The sequence below is a fragment of the Streptomyces sp. P13-3-3 genome, assembly GCF_050571355.1.
Taxonomy (GTDB): domain Bacteria; phylum Actinomycetota; class Actinomycetes; order Streptomycetales; family Streptomycetaceae; genus Streptomyces; species Streptomyces althioticus.
The window spans coordinates 5,607,559-5,624,767 of the sequence record NZ_CP192228.1 but is presented as its reverse complement, the minus strand read 5'-3'; the positions used below and the strand labels follow the sequence as shown (position 1 = coordinate 5,624,767).

Below are 17,209 nucleotides of genomic sequence, written 5' to 3'. Positions count from 1 at the left end.
GGCGTGCCTTTCGCAGTGGTACCGGGTCAGTCTCCGAGTGCCGGGATGATCTCCGCGCCGTACGCGTCGATCGTCGTTTCCTGCGCGTCGTGCATGTCGTACACCGCGAACTGGTCGACCCCGAGGTCGCGCAGTGCGCGGAGCTTCTCGATGTGCGCCTCGGGCGGGCCGAGCAGGCAGAAACGGTCCACGATCTCGTCGGGCACGAAGTCCGTGGACGGGTTGCCGGCCCGTCCGTGGTGGCTGTAGTCGTAGCCCTCGCGGCCCTTGATGTACTCGGTGAGCGCCTCGGGGACCATGCCGGAGTGGTCGCCGTAGCGGGAGACGAGGTCGGCGACGTGGTTGCCGACCATCCCGCCGAACCAGCGGCACTGCTCGCGGGCGTGCGCCAGGTCGTCGCCGACGTAGGCGGGGGCGGCGACGCAGATGGTGACGGAGTCCGGGTCGCGGCCGGCCTCGGCGGCGGCGTTCCGCACGGCCTTCACCATCCACTCGGTGAGGAACGGGTCGGCGAGCTGGAGGATGAAGCCGTCGGCCTTCCGCCCGGTGAGGGCGAGCGCCTTGGGCCCGTACGCGGCCATCCATACCGGGAGCTTCCCGTCGCGGACCCACGGCAGGCGCATCCGCTGTCCGTCGACCTCGGCCTCGCGTCCTTCGGCGAGGTCGCGGATCACCTCGATCGCCTCGCCGAGCCGGGCGAGGGTGTTGGGCTTGCGTCCGGCGACGCGCATCGCGGAGTCGCCGCGGCCGATGCCGCACACGGTGCGGTTGCCGTACATGTCGTTGAGGGTGGCGAAGGTGGAGGCGGTGACCTCCCAGGTGCGGGTGCCCGGGTTGGTGACCATCGGGCCGACCTTCAGGGTCGTGGTGTTGGCGAGGATCTGGCTGTAGACGACGAAGGGTTCCTGCCACAGCACGGCCGAGTCGAAGGTCCACCCGTGGGTGAAACCGTTGCGCTCGGCGCGCTTCATCAGGCTGATCACCCGCGACGCCGGCGGGTCGGTCTGCAGGACGAGGCCGAAGTCCATGCGCTCCGCTCCTAGGTGAGGTACTGACAGGTGGAACGCGGGGTGTAGGCGCCGTGTCCGGCGTGCCCGGTGTACTTCCGGTCGGTGACGACCGGCACCCCGCGCGAGAACACGGTCTCGACGCGGCCGGTGACCCGCTTGCCCTCGTACGCCGAGTAGTCGACGTTCATGTGGTGCGTGTCGGCGGAAATGACCTGCTCGGCCGCCGGGTCGTAGATGACGACGTCGGCGTCGGCGCCCGGCGCGATGGTGCCCTTCTTCGGGTACAGGCCGAACATCCGCGCCGGGGTGGCGCAGGCGATCTCGATCCAGCGGCGGCGGCTGATGTGCCCGTCGAGGACCGCCTGGTGGAGCAGGTCCATACGGTTCTCCACCCCCGGCAGCCCGTTGGGGATCTTGGAGAAGTCGCCGCGGCCGAGCTCCTTCTGGCCGCTGAAGCAGAAGGGGCAGTGGTCGGTGGAGACCACCTGGAGGTCGTTGGTGCGCAGCCCCCGCCAGAGCGCCGCCTGGTGCTCCTTGGGGCGCAAGGGCGTGCTGCACACGTACTTGGCGCCCTCGAAGTCCGGCTCGGCGAGGTTGTCGGTGGACAGGAACAGGTACTGGGGGCAGGTCTCGCCGAAGACGGGCAGCCCGTCGTCGCGGGCGCGGGCGAGTTCGGCGACCGCCTCGGTGGCGGAGACGTGCACCACGTAGAGCGGGGCGCCGGCGACCTGCGCGAGCCGGATGGCGCGGTGGGTGGCCTCCGCCTCCAGCAGGGCCTTGCGGACCTCGCCGTGGAAGCGGGGGTCGGTCTCGCCGCGGGCGAGGGCCTGCTCGACGAGGACGTCGATGGCGATGCCGTTCTCGGCGTGCATCATGATGAGGCCGCCGTTGTCGGCGGCGCGCTGCATGGCGCGGAGGATCTGGCCGTCGTCGGAGTAGAAGACGCCGGGGTAGGCCATGAACTGCTTGAACGAGGTCACCCCCTCTTCGACCAGGAGATCCATCTCCTTGAGGGTGTCCTCGTTCACGTCCGAGACGATCATGTGGAACGCGTAGTCGATCGCGCAGTTGCCCTCCGCCTTCGTGTGCCAGGCGTCCAGGCCCTCGCGCAGGCCGCGGCCGACGCTCTGCACGGCGAAGTCGACGATCGTGGTGGTGCCGCCCCACGCGGCGGCCCGCGTGCCCGTCTCGAAGGTGTCGGCGGCGAAGGTGCCGCCGAACGGCATCTCCATGTGGGTGTGCGCGTCCACGCCGCCCGGGATGACGTACTTGCCGGTGGCGTCGACGGTCCGTTCGGCGGTGAGGGCTTCGGCGGCGGGGGTGTGGGAGGCGGCCAGGGCCGCGATGCGGCCGTCTTCCATGAGGATGTCTGCGTGGGTTTCGTCGGAGGCGGTGATGACGAGTCCGCCGCGGATGAGTGTGCGGGTGCTCATGTCCGGGTCGCTCCTCCTGGTGAGTATGTGCGGGTTCGTCGTGGTTTCTCGCGCAGTTCCCCGCGCCCCTCAAGGGTGTTGTCGCTTACGGAGTTGTCAGGGGGCCGTAGGCCGACGGGTTGCGGTCGCGGTAGAACTGCCAGCGGTCTCGGACCTCTCGGAGTTTGGCCAGGTCCAGGTCGCGGACGACCAGTTCGGTCTCCTTGTCGCTCGCGACCTCGCCGACGAAGCGGGCCTCCGGGTCGACGAAGTAGCTCGTGCCGTAGAAGTCGTTGTCGCCGTACTCCTCGACGCCCACCCGGTTGATGGCGCCCACGAAGTACTCGTTGGCGACGGCCGCCGCCGGCTGCTCCAGCTGCCAGAGGTAGCCGGACAGGCCGCGTGAGGTGGCCGACGGGTTGAACACGACCTCCGCGCCCGCCAGTCCGAGCGCGCGCCAGCCCTCGGGGAAGTGGCGGTCGTAGCAGATGTAGACGCCGATCCGGCCGGCCTTGGTGTCGAAGACGGGCCAGCCGCTGTTGCCGGGGCGGAAGTAGAACTTTTCCCAGAACCCCTTGACCTGCGGGATGTGGGTCTTGCGGTACTTGCCCAGGTAGGAGCCGTCCGCGTCGATCACGGCGGCCGTGTTGTAGAGGACGCCGGGCTGCTCCTCCTCGTACATCGGCAGCACCAGGACGAGGTTCAGTTCCCGGGCGAGCCGCTGGAAGCGCTCGACGACCGGTCCGTCGGGGATGCGTTCGGCGTACTGGTAGAAGGCGGGGTCCTGCACCTGGCAGAAGTACGGTCCGTAGAACAGCTCCTGGAAGCACAGCACATGAGCGCCCTGCGCGGCCGCGTCGCGCGCGGCCTGCTCGTGGACCTGGATCATCGATTCCTTGTCGCCCGTCCAGGCGGTCTGGAAGACGGCGGCTCGGATCACTCGGCTCATCGGGACCTCCGGTCGCTCGGTGTGCAGTGAGCCTAGGAAGCGGACGAGCGCGCTTTGAGTGGCACCGTGTCACGTCTGCCGGGGTGCGCCGTGTCACCGTGTCATCCGCCGACGATCCCATGTGTCACCGCCGTTGCCGCAGGTAGTCGCTCGTTTCAGCGTTGTTGCGCGTCGTGCGCGAGGAGTGCGATGTGCAGCGAGGCGGCCTGTTCGAAGTCGTCCAGGTCCACCCCCAGGCGCGCCTGTATCGCCTCCAGCCGGCGGTACAGCGCCGGCCGGGACACGTGGTGCAGCTGCGCGGTCCGTGACTTGTTGCGGCCGGTCGCCAGGTACGTGCGCAGCACGGGCAGCAGGTCCTCGCCGGGGTCGCGGAGCAGCCCGGCCAGCTCCCGTTCGGCGAACGACTGCACCTGCGGCTCGTCGCGCAACAGCCGCACCAGGCCGCGCAGATGGACGTCCCGCAGCCGTACCACGGGCGGCAGGTCGAGGGCGGCCGCGTCGTCCGTGACCGCGTCGGCGACGTGCCGGGCCTCACGCAGCCCGGCGGGCACGTCGTCGAAGGAGGTGCGGGCGGCGGCGGCCGCCACCACGACGTGCCCGTCGGCCGGTTCGGCGCGCAGCCGGGCCGCGAAGTGCGCGGTGAGCGCCTCGGCGTCCTGGTCGCGGGCGAGGCTGAGCAGCACGGCGGTCGCGGTGGCGGACACCTCGCCCGCGATGCCGGGCAGGCCGAGCAGCCGCAGGGTCCGGTCCAGGGAGGCGGCCCGGCGTCCGCGCACCACGAGCGGCACGAACGTGCGCCGGTTGACGGGGAGTCCGGCGGCGCGGGCGCGCGGCAGCAGGTGCCGGGCCGGTACGGCGCCGCCGACCAGGTCGGTGAGCAGGCTGAGGGCTGACTGCTCCTCCCACGAGCAGCCGGCGCCGCCGAGCATGCGGTGCAGGACGAGCGCCTCGGCGGCCCGGTCGGCGAGGAGGCGTCCGGTCTCGGTGTCCCCGCGGTAGCCGCACAGCACGAGCCGGCCCCAGGGCTCGCCCCGCCCGTCCAGTTCCGCGCGGATCCAGCCGTCGCCCTCGGTGCGGCCCGCCTGCCGGGCGATGCGCTCCCAGTCGCGCAGCACGTCGTCGACGGCGGACCGCTCCCCCGCCGTGCCGAGGACGCGGTGGGCGAGGTTGGTGACGACGACGGGGCAGCCGCTGTGCCGGGCGATCTCGTCGAGCAGCTGTTGCAGCGGGGCGCCGCCGGTGATCAGGGCGGTGAGTTCGGTGCGGACCGCCTCCGAGAGGCTGACGGCGGCGAACTTCCGCCGCACCAGCCGGGACTGCACCTCCTCGGTCAACTGGGCGAAGGGGAAGGGGCGGTGGAGCACGACAAGCGGCAGCTGGCAGCGTTCCGCCGCCCGCCGCATGGCCTCGGGCGGGGACGGGAACGCCCGGCCGAGACCGAGGACCACGGCGGACGCCTCGGCGCGGTGCAGGGAGCGGACGTACTCGGTCTGCTTGTGTTCGTCGCCGGCGAGCAGCACCCCGGTGGTGAGCACCATCTCCCCGCCGCTGAGCATCACGCCGACGTCGGCCGCCTCGGCGACGTGCACCCAGCGCACCGGCCGGTCCAGCCGGCCGGCGCCGGCCACTACCTCGGGCTCCCCGGCGAGGACCCGCTCCAGGGCGAGGACCTGCCGGACCGAGAGGGCCGGTGCCGGTGGCTCCCAGGTGGTCATGGCGGCGTCCTCCGGTGGGTGTCGGGCTACTGGATGCTCCTCAGGGCGTCCTCGAGGATCGCGGCGCCCTCCTCGGCCTCCGCGACGTTGAGGGAGAGCGGCGGCGCGACGCGCAGGGCGCTGGTGTCGTGGCCGCCGCCCTTGCCGATGAGCAGACCGCCGGCGCGGGCGGCCTCCAGGACGGCGGACGCGGCGGCGGGGTCGGCCTCGTCGGTGCCGGGCTTCGTCAGCTCGATGCCGATCATCAGGCCCCGTCCGCGTACCTCCCGTACGGCGGGGACGTGGGCGGCGGCGGCCCGCAGCCGCTCGATGAGCAGACCGCCGACGCGGCGCGCGTTGCCCTGGAGGTCGTGCTCCAGCAGGTAGTTGAGGTTGGCGAGGCCCGCCGCCATGGTGATCTGGGTGCCGCCGAACGTGGAGATGCTGTTGGCGTCCAGGCAGTTCATGATCTCGGCGCGGGCGACGACGCCGCCGATGGACATGCCGTTGCCGATGCCCTTGGCGAAGGTCAGCATGTCGGGCGGGCCGCTGCGGGCGTGTGCCTGCCAGCCCCAGAAGTGCTCGCCGGTGCGGCCCCAGCCGGTCTGCACCTCGTCGGAGATCCACAGCACGCCCCGCTCGTGCAGCACCTCGCGGAACGCGGCGTAGAGGCCGTCGGGCGGTGAGGTGAAGCCGCCGACTCCCTGGATCGGCTCGGCGATCAGCGCGGCGGGCGGGCGGGTGTGCCCGAGGAGGTCCTTGAGGTCGTCGACGCAGGCGGCGACGTAGTCGTAGTCGTCGAGCTCGGCGAACGGGCCCCGGCCGCGGACCCCGCCGTGCACGTACAGCGTCTGCAGCGGGGAGAGCGAGGTCGGGGACCAGCCGCGGTTGCCGGTGATGCCGACGGAGCTGAAGGAGCGGCCGTGGTAGCTGTTGCGCATCGCCAGGATCGTGTTGCTGCGCCGGTAGGTGGTGGCGAGCAGCAGCGCGGTGTCGTTGGCCTCGGTGCCGGAGGTGGTGAAGAAGACGCGGGCGTCGGGGATGCCGCTGAGCTGGGCGATCCGTTCGGCGAGGTCCACCATCGGCCGGTTCAGGTAGAGGGTGGAGGAGTGGATGATCCGCCCGGCCTGTTCGGTCACCGCCTTGGTGACCTCGGGCAGGGCGTGGGCGGTCATGGTGGTGAGGATGCCGCCGAAGAAGTCCAGGTAGCGGTTGCCCTGGGCGTCCCAGACGTGACGTCCCTCGCCGTGGGTGATCTCCAGGGGCCGGTCGTAGTAGAGGGCCAGCCAGTCGGGGAGGACGGCGCGGTGGCGGCCGAGCAGGTCGTCGTTCACGGGAGCACCAGCCCTTCGTAGGCGTCGGGGCGGCGGTCGCGGTAGAAGGCCCACTGCTGCCGCACCTCGTCGATGAGGTCGAAGTCGAGGTCCCGGACCACCAGTTCCTCCTTGCTGTCGCTCGCGGTGTCGCCGACGAACCGGCCGCGCGGGTCGACGAAGTAGCTGGTGCCGTAGAAGTCGTTGTCGCCGTACTCCTCGACGCCGACGCGGTTGATGGCGGCGACGAAGTACTCGTTGGCGACGGCGGCCGCGGGCTGCTCCAGCTGCCAGAGGTACGCCGAGAGGCCGCGGTGCGTGGCCGACGGGTTGTACACCAACTGGGCGCCGTTGAGCCCCAGTTGCCGCCAGCCCTCGGGGAAGTGCCGGTCGTAGCAGATGTAGACGCCGACCCGGCCGACGGCGGTGTCGAAGACGGGCCAGCCGAGGTTGCCCGGGCGGAAGTAGAACTTCTCCCAGAACCCCTTCACCTGCGGGATGTGGTGCTTGCGGTACTTGCCGAGGTAGGTGCCGTCGGCGTCGATCACGGCGGCCGTGTTGTAGTAGTGGCCGGACTGCTCGACCTCGAAGACGGGGGCGACGACGACCATGCCGGTCTCGCGGGCCAGGTCCCGCATCCGGCGCACGGTCGGGCCGTCGGGGACCGCCTCGGCCCAGCGGTAGTGCTCGGCGTCCTGGACCTGGCAGAAGTAGGGGGCGTTGAACACCTCCTGGAACCCGATGACCTTCGCGCCCCGCCGGGCCGCCTCGCGGGCGTGCTCCTCGTGTTTCGCCAGCATGGACTCGGTGTCGCCGGTCCAGGTGGCCTGGACCAGGGCGGCGGTTACGACGTTGGGCATGAGCTGCTGCTCCTTCGACGCGACGTCAGCGCCTCTACGCCCGTAGAGACGGCCGTAGAGGGACGAACGTAAGCCTCTCGGACGGCCTTGCCAAGACCATCGTCGTGCGGCCCGTGGAGTCGATCGTGATTGACACCCCTGTGGGTGAGTGGGCCGGGCCGCCGGCCCCCGGTCAGGCGGCCAGTCCCGCGACACGCAGGGCGTGCAGGACGTCCCAGTGCCGTTCCTCGGACACGCCCCGGGCGGCCGTCAGCAGCAGCGGCACCAGGCGTCCCGGATCCGGTGCGGCCGTACGGGCGGCGTCCTGCGGGGTGCGCATCCGGACACAGGCGTCCAGCAGGGCGCGCAGCTCGCGGTGGCGGGTGCCGTCGGCGAGGGCGAGGGCGGCGTGCCCGATCTCGGCGGCCGGGCGGACGACGCCCTGCCGCAGGATCTGCTCGCCGTCCTCCGCGCGGCCCCCCGCGCCGAGCGCGTCGGCGGCGGCGACGAGACGCTCGGCGGGCAGCGTCGCGGCCGCCTCCCACAGCAGGGTCGCCCAGTCGGCGGCGAGCCCGGCCCGCTCCATCTCCCCCGCGAGCAGCGGGAACCGTACGGCGGGCCAGTACGCGGCCTCGTTCAGCAGGACGTGCGCGTCGCCGCTGCGGCCCTCGCGGCGCAGGCGGGTCAGGGTCCGCACGAGGTGGGCGACCTCGCGGAGGTCCTCCGCGCCGGCCCGTCCCTCCTGGGGCCGCTCCTCGGTCTCCGTCTCCGCGGCGGCCCCGGCGAACCGTGCGCCGCGGGCGGCGGTGGCGGCGACGGGCAGCTCCGGCACGGCGGCGACCGGCGCGACGAGGGGCGCCGCCCCGCCGTCCTCCACCCCGGCGAACCGGGCGCCCCCGCGGCGCCGCTTACGGGCCGGCGCGGGGCGCGCCTCCTCGGCGGGTGCGGGCGCGGGCACGTGCTGTTGCGCCGCGCGCAGCTCGGGAGGGACGGGGTCGGGGGGCGGGGGGTGGCTGTGCGACGGCGGGTGCGACTCCGCTGCCGCGAGCGGGTGCCGACCGGTCGCGGCCGGGGTCTCCGGCACGGGGCGCCGACTGCCGGGGGCCGGGGACCGGCCGTGAAGGTGGGCGGCTTCGTCGCGGCCCGGCCCCGCCTGGGGCGCGCCCGGTGCCGGGGCGGAGCCACGGCCGTCCCCGACCGGACGCGGGCTGCCACCCACGGGCCGGTGTGCCGGTGCCGGGCCGTGCCCCTGGCGGAAGGGCCCTGTCTGCGACGCACCGGAAGCCTGGGCGGCCCCTCGGCCGTCCGGAGCGGACGTCGGGACACTGCCACCGTTCCACTGGTCCGCTACCGGAGCCGGGGCGCCCTCCCGCGCGACGGCAGGGCCACGGCCGTCCCGGGCCGAGTGCGGGCCGCCACCCGCGAGCCGATCCGGGGCCGGGCCGTGGCCCCGGCGGACAGGACCCGCCTGCGGCGCGCCCGGTGCGGGGGCGGCACCTCGGCCGTCCGGAGCGGAGGTCGGGGCGCTGTCCCCGTTCCATTGGTCCGGTACTGGAGCCGGGAGGCTTTCCTCGCGGGCGAGGCCTGTCTGAGGACCGCCCGGCGTCCGGGCGGGACCGCGTCCCTGCGTAACCGGGGCCGGGCCGTCATCCATAGCGTGCCGGTGGTCCGGGGCCGGTGACGGGCGGTACTGCTCGCGGGTCGGCCCCGCCTGTGGCGCGCTCGGTGTCCGAGCGGGGCCCGGTGACTGGGTGACGCCCCGGCCGTCCGGACCCGCGTGCGGGCCGGTGCCTGCGTGGCGGTGTGCGGGCGATGGGGCGTCGCCCTGCCTCGTGGGGGTCGTGTGCAAGCCCTGCGATCCCGGGGCCTTAGGGGTCTCCGCCGTGGGGCGGGCCGCCCAGCGGACCTGGGCGTGCAGGGAGCCCGGTCCCTGCGTGCGTTCGTCGAGGGCCGCCATTCTGGCGGTGAGTTCCGCGCAGCGGGAAGTCGCGCGGCGGTGGTCGTCCTCGGCCCAGGCGAGGTCGTTGCCGAGGGCCTCCGCCTCCGCGTGGGTCGCCGCGGCGGCGAGGCGGCGCGTCAGGTCGGCGCGGCGGTCCGCCGCGTACCGTTGCTCGCGGAGCATCACGTCGAGGCGGTCGCTCAGCGTCTGCCGGGCGCCGGGCCGCGCGTCGAACGCGGCCGTCGCCTCGGCGTGCAGTAAACGCGCCCGCGACAGCTCGGCCTCGGCGGCCGAGGGGCCGTGCGCGGCGGCGAGGTCCTGGAGCAGTGACTCCACCACGTCCCACGGCGGCGGTTCCCGCCCTTCGAGGCACGCCCGCATGCCCTCGGGGTCACGCTGCCAGAACACCAGGCACCAGCCCGCGTACCGGTCCAGACGCGCCAGCAGACCCCGTAGGTGGTCCGTGAACTCCCGGACGCCGTCCGGGAGTTGCTCCGCAGCCATAGCCAACTCCCGCCAGTCCCGGAGTACTCGACTCCGTAGATAACACCCGGCGTGTTACACCGAGGCTACGGAGAGTTTTCCGGCGGGGTGCGGGAGCCGGGCGCGGCGCGGTGACGTCGCGCTAGGCGGCGATCGACGCGTCCGGGGTGCCCGGCACGTCCGCGGCCTCGGGCGCGCAGCGGCCGATCAGCTCGTCCATGGACAGGCCGAGCACCCCGGCCAGCGCGGCCACGGTGAAGAACGCGGGGGTCGGCGCCCGCCCCGTCTCGATCTTGCGGAGGGTCTCCGCGGAGAGTCCGGCGCTCGCGGCGACGTCGGTCATGCTGCGGGCTCCGCGCGCCTCGCGCAGCAGCCTGCCGAGCCGCTCGCCGCGTTCGCGCTCTTCGGGGGTCAAGGGGGTGCGCACCATGACACCCATTCTAATACCGGTATAGTAATTGGCATGGTGGAGCTGAAGACCGACGCATCGATCGATGCCATGTACGAGACGGGCCAGGTCGTGGCCCAGGCGCTGACGGCCGTGCGGAAGGCCGCCGACGTGGGCGTCTCCCTGCTGGAGCTGGACGAGGTGGCGAGAGAGGTGCTGGACGCGGCCGGCGCGACGTCGCCGTTCCTGGGATACCGGCCCACCTTCGCGCCGACCCCCTTCCCGGCCGCCATCTGCGCGTCCGTGAACGACGCGATCGTGCACGGCATCCCGTCCCGGTACCGGCTGCGCGACGGCGACCTCCTGTCCGTCGACTGCGGCGCCCAGCGGGGCGGCTGGGCGGGCGACTCGGCGATCAGCTTCGTCGTGGGCGCCGCGCGGCCCGCGGACACCCGCCTGATCGAGACGGCCGAGCGGGCGCTCGCGGCGGGCATCGAGGCGGCCGTGGTCGGCAACCGCATGGGCGACATCGCGCACGCCATCGGCTCGGTGTGCCGCGGGGCGGGCTACGGGATCATGGAGGACTACGGCGGCCACGGCATCGGCCGCCGCATGCACGAGGACCCGCCGGTGCCGAACGAGGGCCGTCCAGGTCGCGGGATGCCGCTGCGGCACGGCATGGTCCTGGCGATCGAGCCGATGCTGATCGCCGGCGGCGGGGACGCCTACCGCACCGACCCGGACGGCTGGACCCTCCGCACCACGGACGGCTCCCGCGCGGCCCACACGGAACACACGGTCGCGATCACCGAGGCGGGGCCGCGGGTGCTGACGGCGCGGGACTGAGGGCGCTGACGGCGCGGGACGGAGCAGCGGCGGGGGCGGGCACGCCGGGTGCCACAAACCTGGACATGCCCGCCCGGACCGAACGTGTCATCGTGGGCATGAGCGCGCCCCGACCGGGTTACCCGGGCCCGGCACGTCGACCCAGCGAAGGAACGGATGACGATGACGAATGGTTTCGTCGGCCCGGAGGGTGACCCGTTCGCAGAATTCCTCGCCCGCTTCTTCGGCGGGCAGCGCCCTCGCCAGATCGACATCGGCAGGCTTCTGAGCCAGCCCGCCCGTGAACTCGTGCGCGGCGCCGCCCAGTACGCGGCCGAGCACGGCAGCCGTGACCTGGACACCCAGCACCTGCTGCGTGCCGCGTTGTCCGCCGAGCCGACCCGGAGTCTGCTCACCCGCGCGGGCGCGGACCCGGACTCGCTGGCGTCCCAGATCGACGACCGGTCGGGGCCCGTGCAGCACCCGCCCGACGAGGCGCCCCCGCCGACCTCGCTGTCGCTGACGCCCGCCGTGAAACGGGCGCTGCTGGACGCGCACGAGATGGCCCGGGCGAGCGGCGCCGGTTACATCGGCCCCGAGCACGTGCTCAGCGCCCTCGCCGCGAACCCGGACTCGGCGGCGGGGCACATCCTGAACGCGGCGAGGTTCGCCCCGTCCGGCCCGTCCGAGGCGCCGGAGGCCCAGCAGCCGCGCCAGGAGCGGCCCCGGCCGTCCAGCAACACCCCGACCCTGGACAAGTACGGCCGTGATCTGACCGCGCTGGCCCGGGAGGGCCGCATCGACCCGGTGATCGGGCGGGACACGGAGATCGAGCAGACCGTCGAGGTGCTGTCCCGCCGCGGCAAGAACAACCCCGTGCTGATCGGCGACGCGGGTGTCGGCAAGACCGCCGTCGTGGAAGGGCTGGCGCAGCGGATCGCCGAGGGGGACGTCCCCGACATCCTGCTCGGCCGCCGTGTGGTCGCGCTGGACCTGACCGGCGTCGTCGCCGGTACCCGCTACCGGGGCGACTTCGAGGAGCGGATGAACAACCTCGTCGACGAGATCCGCGCCCACTCCGACCAGCTGATCGTGTTCATCGACGAGCTGCACACCGTCGTCGGCGCGGGAGGCGGCGGCGAGGGCGGCTCGATGGACGCCGGCAACATCCTCAAGCCGGCTCTGGCGCGCGGCGAGCTGAACATCGTCGGCGCGACGACGCTGGAGGAGTACCGGCGGATCGAGAAGGACGCGGCGCTGGCCCGCCGCTTCCAGCCGATCCTGGTGCCGGAGCCGACGCCCGTGGACGCGATCGAGATCCTGCGTGGCCTGCGGGACCGCTACGAGGCGCACCACCAGGTCCGCTACACCGACGAGGCGCTCGTGGCCGCCGTGGAGCTGTCCGACCGCTATCTCAGCGACCGCAGGCTGCCGGACAAGGCGATCGACCTGATCGACCAGGCGGGCGCCCGGGTGCGGCTGCGGGCGCGCACCAAGGGCACCGACGTCCGCGCGATGGAGCGTGAGGTCGAGCAGCTCACCTGTGACAAGGACCAGGCGGTCGCCGACGAGCAGTACGAGCAGGCGATGCAGTTGCGCGACCGCATCACCGAGCTGAAGGAGCGCATCGCGCGGGCCGGCGGCGAGGACCAGGTGGACGAGGGCCAGAGCCTGTGGGTGGACGCCGAGGCGATCGCCGAGGTGGTGGCCCGGCAGACGGGCATCCCGGTCAGCCGGCTCACCGAGGAGGAGAAGGACCGCCTGCTGGGCTTGGAGCAGCACCTGCACCAGCGGGTCGTGGGCCAGGAGGAGGCCGTACGGGTCGTCTCGGACGCCGTGCTCCGCTCCCGCGCGGGCCTGTCCAGCCCGGACCGGCCGATCGGCAGCTTCCTGTTCCTCGGCCCGACGGGCGTCGGCAAGACGGAGCTGGCGCGGGCGCTCGCCGAGGCGCTGTTCGGCAGCGAGGACAGGATGGTGCGGCTCGACATGAGCGAGTACCAGGAGCGGCACACGGTGAGCCGGCTGGTGGGCGCCCCGCCCGGCTACGTGGGCCACGAGGAGGCGGGACAGCTCACCGAGGTGGTGCGCCGGCACCCGTACTCGCTGCTGCTGCTCGACGAGGTGGAGAAGGCCCACCCGGACGTCTTCAACATCCTGCTCCAGGTGCTGGACGACGGCCGGCTGACCGACTCGCAGGGCCGCACGGTGGACTTCACCAACAGCGTGATCGTGATGACCAGCAACCTCGGTTCGGAGGTCATCACCCGGCGCGGCGCCACCCTGGGCTTCGCGACCGGCGGCGCGGAGGCCGACGAGGAGGCGCGGCGGGAGCAGATCCTGCGGCCGCTGCGGGAGCATTTCCGGCCCGAGTTCCTCAACCGAATCGACGAGATCGTGGTGTTCCGCCAGCTCACCCCCGAGGAGCTGCGGCAGATCACCGACCTGCTGCTGGAGAGCACGCGTCGCCGCCTGAAGGGGCAGGACATCACCGCCGACTTCACCGACGCGGCCGTGGACTGGCTCGCCGAGCGGGGCTACGAACCGGAGTACGGCGCGCGGCCGTTGCGCCGCACCATCCAGCGAGAGGTCGACAACCAGCTGTCCCGGCTGCTGCTGGACGGCCGTGTGCGGGAGGGCGGCCGGGTGACGGTGGACGCGCAGGACGGCCGTCTGGTCTTCCGCACGCAGGAGACGCCGGCGCCGGAGCTGTGACCCCCCGCGCGCGACGCGGCCCGGCATCCCTCGCGGGGGTGCCGGGCCGCGGGCCGTGAGCGGTCACCGACGGGGGTGGACCACCATCGCCGAGCCGCCGCCCCGGCGGACCTTCTCCGCCGCCGCGAGCCAGGCGCCGCCGGGAAGCCGCTGCACGGCGGTGGTCGCGCCGATCTCCGGGTTCTCCCGGAAGGAGTGCCCGATCGCCTCCAGGCGCTGCCTCAGCCCGCTGTCGTACAGGCCGGGTTCGAGTTCGGTCTGCGCGGCGTTGCGCTGGCTGGCGCGGGGTGCGGCGATCGCGTCGACGAGGGGCAGGCCGCGGTCGAGGAAGTTGGTCAGGGTCTGCAGCACGGTGGTGATGATGGTCGCGCCGCCGGGCGAGCCGAGCGCCACCACCGGGCGGTCGTGCGCGTCGAGGACGATCGTCGGCGCCATGGACGAGCGGGGCCGCTTGCCGGGGCCGGGCAGGTTCGGGTCGTGGACGGCCGGGTTGGCGGGGGCGAACGAGAAGTCGGTCAGCTCGTTGTTGAGCAGGAAGCCGTGTCCGGGCACGGTGATGCCGCTGCCGCCGGTCTGCTCGATGGTGAGCGTGTAGGAGACGACGTTGCCCCACCGGTCGGCGGTGGTGAGATGCGTGGTGCTCTCGCCCTCGTACGTCGTCGGCGCGGCCGTACCGCCCGTGGCGCACGGCGCCGGATCGCGTGGGTCGCCGGGGGCGACGGGGCTGGTGAGGACGGCGTCGTCCTTGATCAGGCAGGCGCGGGAGTCCGCGAACCGCTGTGACAGCAGTCCCTTCGTCGGTACGTCCTCGAAGGCGGGGTCGCCGACCCACCGGCCCCGGTCGGCGAACGCGATGCGGCTCGCCTCGATGAAGCGGTGCAGGTAACGCACGTCGCTCGCCTTGGACAGGTCCGTGCGCTCCAGGATGTTGAGGACCTCCCCGACCGTCGTGCCGCCGGAGGACGAGGGCGCCATGGAGTAGACGCCGAGTCCGCGGTAGGAGGTCTTCGACGGCGCCTGGAGCTTCGTGCGGTAGGTCGCGAGGTCGCGTCGGGTCAGGTCACCGGGGCGCGCGTTCCAGCCGGACGCCGGGTCCACGGGCGGCCTGTTGACCGTGTTCACGATGTCGCGGGCGATGTCACCCCGGTACAGGGCGTCGACGCCCTTGCGGCTCAGCTCGCGGTAGGTGCGGGCCAGGTCGGGGTTCTTGAACGTGGAGCCGACGGCGGGGAGTTCGCCGCCCGGCAGGAACAGTTCGGCGGTGTCGGGGAAGTACCGGAAGCGGGTCTCGTTGGCGGCGGTCTGCGCGCGGAAGGTCGCGTCGACGGTGAAGCCGTCGCGGGCGAGGCGTTCGGCGGGCCGCAGGACCGTGCCGAGGCTTCTCGTGCCCCACGTGTCGAGCGCGCGCTGCCAGGTCGCGGGGGTGCCGGGCGTGCCGACGGACAGTCCGCTGCTGACCGCCTCGGCGAACGGGATCGGCGCGCCGTCCTCCAGGAAGAGGCCGGAGTCGGCGGTGAGCGGGGCGGTCTCGCGGCCGTCGAGGGTGTGCACGGTGCGGGACCGGGCGTCGTAGTGGACGAAGTAGCCGCCTCCGCCGACGCCGGCCGAGTAGGGCTCGGTGACGCCGAGCGCGGCGGCCGTGGCCACGGCGGCGTCGACGGCGTTGCCGCCCTTGCGCAGCACCTCGATGCCGGCGGCGGTGGCGTCGGGGTCGACGCTGGAGACGGCACCGCCATGGCCGACGGCCACCGGTGTCTTGGGCGCCGGACGGGAGTGGGGGGCTTTCTCGCCGTGGGGGGTGGGCGGCGCGGCCGCTCCCACCGAGACGACGGCGGTGGTGACCGCGAGGACCGCGAATTTCCGTGCGACAGGGCGACGCATCCGCACCTCCAGTAAAGGGCCGTCCGGGCAGCTTAGTTCGCCGCCATGCCCGCGTCAGGGAGGCCGTACGGGCGTGCCGCCGGGCGCGGTCGGGGCGTCCGCCCGCACGGGGTGTCGAACACGGGTGCGCCCGGGACCGCTAGCATGCCCGCCCATGAATGACGACGTGCGGAACATCGTGCTGGGCCTGGTGGCCGCGGGCATCAGCGCCAGCCTGGGCTGGATCGCCCGTACCTACCTCTGGAAGCGCAAGCTCCGGCGTAAGCAGGCCTTCTTCGGACTTCCCGACAACTCCGAGTCGTTGCTCGTCGTCAACCGCGACCCGGCGACGGCGGAACCGGCGGTGCACCGCTTCGACGTGTTCGCGCTGCTCGAACTGTCCGCGCTGGTCAAGGACTGCGGGGCGCACGTCCAGGTGGTCACGCAGGACGCGGCGCACCAGGGATTCGGTGAGCGGACGGAGTTCTGCGTGGGCGGGCCGGGGTCGAACCGGCGGATGGTCGCCCACATGGCGGCGATGCTGCCCGGGGTGCGGGTCAACATCGACCCGGAGCCGGGTCCGGACCGCGGCGCCTTCCGGATAGGCGCCGACCTGTACCGCATGGAGCCGGGCATCACCGAGTACGTGCTGCTGGCGCGGCTGACGGCGGGTGAACGCCGGGAGACGCGGCCGGTGTTCCTGTTCTGCGGGCAGCGGGCGATCACCAACCAGGCGGCGACGCGTTACCTCGCCCGCAACCACGAGCGGCTGGCCCGCAAGTACGGGTCGGGCTCGTTCGTCCTGTTGCTGAAGGTCGTCAACTCGCAGGCGTACGGCCCGGACGTGGTGGAACTGGTCGCGGACGTCACCAAGCCGGCCCAGAGCGCGCTGCCGCCGGCTCCGGAGCCGGCGACGCAGACGAAGCCGCAGAGGAAGTCCCACCGGGCGGAGTGAGGGACCCGCTTTCGCGGGTCACCCCGCGAGCGCCCGGGGGCGTTTCCGCCTCGGGAGACGCTCCGAGCGGGATCGGGCGCCTACGCCTCGGGAGACGCCCGGTGGGCGCAGCCTAGACGTACGCCACTCTGGGAGTTGCTGCGGGCGGACTCAGAGGCCTGCCTTCACGGGTGCCCAGCCGGACGGGCCGGGCGGGCGCGCCTCGGAGGGCCCCGCGGGCGGGACCGACGGCGTGTGCGCTCCGGGAAACGTTACGGACGGACTCAGGCGCCCGAGCCTCAGGAGACGCCCGGTGGGGCGGAAGCTGGGCGTTCGCCGCTCGGGGAGTTGTTGCGGCCGGGCTCACGCGCCCAGGACTCCACGGGATGCCCAGCGCGGCGGGCCGAGCGGGCGCGCCTCGGACGGCCACGCGGGCGAAAACCTAGGCATCCGCGCCTGGCACACCCTGCGGGCGGAGGCGAGGCGTCCGCCGCTTCCAGAGTCGCTGCGGACGGACTCCCGCGCCCACGCCTCCAAGAGATACCCAGCGCGGCGGGCCGAGCGGACGCGCCCCGGACGGCCACGCGGGCGAAATGCAGGCATCCGCGCCTGGCACACCCTGCGGGCGAAGGCGAGGCGTCCGCCGCTTCCAGAGTCGCTGCGGACGGACTCCCGCGCCCACGCCTCCAAGAGATACCCAGCGCGGCGGGCCGAGCGGACGCGCCCCGGACGGCCACGCGGGCGAAATGCAGGCATCCGCGCCTGGCACACCCTGCGGGCGAAGGCGAGGCGTCCACCGCTTCCAGAGTCGCTGCGGACGGACTCCCGCGCCCACGCCTCCAAGAAATACC

The 17,209-nt window shown here is 73.2% G+C and carries 12 protein-coding genes; 3 read left to right on the top strand and 9 right to left on the bottom strand.

Annotation, left to right across the window (positions count from 1 at the left end):
• Positions 1–26: 26 nt before the first annotated feature.
• The 8 genes from ACQZOG_RS25305 to ACQZOG_RS25270 all read right to left on the bottom strand — a co-directional run bounded on the left by ACQZOG_RS25305 (position 27) and on the right by ACQZOG_RS25270 (position 10,069).
• Positions 27–1,028, bottom strand: a complete 1,002-nt coding sequence (locus ACQZOG_RS25305; protein ID WP_033273804.1) for a TIGR03842 family LLM class F420-dependent oxidoreductase — start codon at positions 1,026–1,028, stop codon at positions 27–29.
• 11 nt (positions 1,029–1,039) lie between these two features.
• Positions 1,040–2,443 (bottom strand): dihydropyrimidinase, encoded by a 1,404-nt coding sequence (gene hydA, locus ACQZOG_RS25300; protein ID WP_430741834.1) that lies wholly within the window; start codon positions 2,441–2,443, stop codon positions 1,040–1,042.
• 85 nt (positions 2,444–2,528) lie between these two features.
• Complete coding sequence (locus ACQZOG_RS25295) at positions 2,529–3,371, bottom strand: nitrilase-related carbon-nitrogen hydrolase (protein ID WP_058917284.1); 843 nt, start codon at positions 3,369–3,371, stop codon at positions 2,529–2,531.
• Between the two features lie 155 nt (positions 3,372–3,526).
• Positions 3,527–5,086: a PucR family transcriptional regulator gene (locus ACQZOG_RS25290; RefSeq protein ID WP_380825303.1), complete on the bottom strand. Its 1,560-nt coding sequence runs from the start codon at positions 5,084–5,086 to the stop codon at positions 3,527–3,529.
• Positions 5,087–5,112: 26 nt separating this feature from the next.
• Positions 5,113–6,399, bottom strand: coding sequence for an aspartate aminotransferase family protein (locus tag ACQZOG_RS25285; protein ID WP_430741833.1), 1,287 nt, complete (start codon positions 6,397–6,399; stop codon positions 5,113–5,115).
• Positions 6,396–7,238 (bottom strand): nitrilase-related carbon-nitrogen hydrolase, encoded by an 843-nt coding sequence (locus ACQZOG_RS25280; RefSeq protein WP_033273809.1) that lies wholly within the window; start codon positions 7,236–7,238, stop codon positions 6,396–6,398. Before ACQZOG_RS25280 ends, ACQZOG_RS25285 begins: the two co-directional genes overlap by 4 nt.
• A gap of 172 nt (positions 7,239–7,410) precedes the next feature.
• Positions 7,411–8,175, bottom strand: a complete 765-nt coding sequence (locus ACQZOG_RS25275; RefSeq protein ID WP_359518157.1) for a hypothetical protein — start codon at positions 8,173–8,175, stop codon at positions 7,411–7,413.
• Positions 8,176–9,781: 1,606 nt separating this feature from the next.
• Entirely contained in the window at positions 9,782–10,069 is a 288-nt protein-coding gene (locus ACQZOG_RS25270) for a helix-turn-helix domain-containing protein (RefSeq protein WP_387759585.1), read from the bottom strand.
• A 33-nt stretch (positions 10,070–10,102) separates the two neighbouring features.
• On the opposite strand from ACQZOG_RS25270, the gene map reads away from it, so the two are divergent.
• Positions 10,103–10,873 carry a type I methionyl aminopeptidase gene (gene map, locus ACQZOG_RS25265; protein ID WP_430741832.1) on the top strand — a complete coding sequence of 257 codons (771 nt, stop codon included), beginning with the start codon at positions 10,103–10,105 and terminating at the stop codon, positions 10,871–10,873.
• 162 nt (positions 10,874–11,035) lie between these two features.
• Entirely contained in the window at positions 11,036–13,564 is a 2,529-nt protein-coding gene (locus tag ACQZOG_RS25260) for an ATP-dependent Clp protease ATP-binding subunit (RefSeq protein WP_033274141.1), read from the top strand.
• 63 nt (positions 13,565–13,627) lie between these two features.
• On the opposite strand, the gene ggt is transcribed toward ACQZOG_RS25260, so the two are convergent.
• On the bottom strand, positions 13,628–15,445 hold the full coding sequence (gene ggt, locus ACQZOG_RS25255; protein WP_354793701.1) for a gamma-glutamyltransferase: 1,818 nt from the start codon (positions 15,443–15,445) through the stop codon (positions 13,628–13,630).
• A 154-nt stretch (positions 15,446–15,599) separates the two neighbouring features.
• On the opposite strand from ggt, the gene ACQZOG_RS25250 reads away from it, so the two are divergent.
• Positions 15,600–16,379, top strand: coding sequence for a hypothetical protein (locus ACQZOG_RS25250; RefSeq protein WP_033273813.1), 780 nt, complete (start codon positions 15,600–15,602; stop codon positions 16,377–16,379).
• Positions 16,380–17,209 lie beyond the last annotated feature (830 nt).